Source organism: Mesorhizobium sp. M2E.F.Ca.ET.209.01.1.1 (assembly GCF_004010375.2).
Classification (GTDB): domain Bacteria; phylum Pseudomonadota; class Alphaproteobacteria; order Rhizobiales; family Rhizobiaceae; genus Mesorhizobium.
This window is the reverse complement of the sequence record NZ_SADP02001095.1, coordinates 1-295: the sequence shown is the minus strand read 5'-3', so window position 1 is coordinate 295 and position 295 is coordinate 1. Positions and strand designations below refer to the sequence as shown.

Here is a 295-nt window from a genome sequence, read left to right as displayed (position 1 = left end):
GCTCAGGCGACCCATGCCGAACAGCCGCCAACGCAAGGCCTGCGAGGTCACCAGCAACTCGCCAGCGACCCTATTGAGGCGGTCAACCAGAGCTTTTTCGGTCAGATGCGTCCAATCGCCGAACCGGTCCAGAACGGCCGACGGCATCAACAAAGCGGACGCAAAATTATCGGCCAGTTGCTCGACGCGGTTGCGCCTTATCGGCCTTGCCTCCTCGATGTGCTCGGGCGGCATCTTCTCCCACGTCAGGATGTGGAAGAGCTCATGGGCAAGATCGAAATGCCGTCGGCCGGCA

The 295-nt window shown here is 61.4% G+C and carries 1 protein-coding gene; it reads left to right on the top strand.

Annotated elements, in window-relative coordinates; all coding sequences use genetic code 11:
• Window positions 1-295, top strand: a 295-nt coding sequence (locus EN852_RS43000; protein WP_246694591.1) for a hypothetical protein, incomplete at both ends; no start/stop codon positions are given.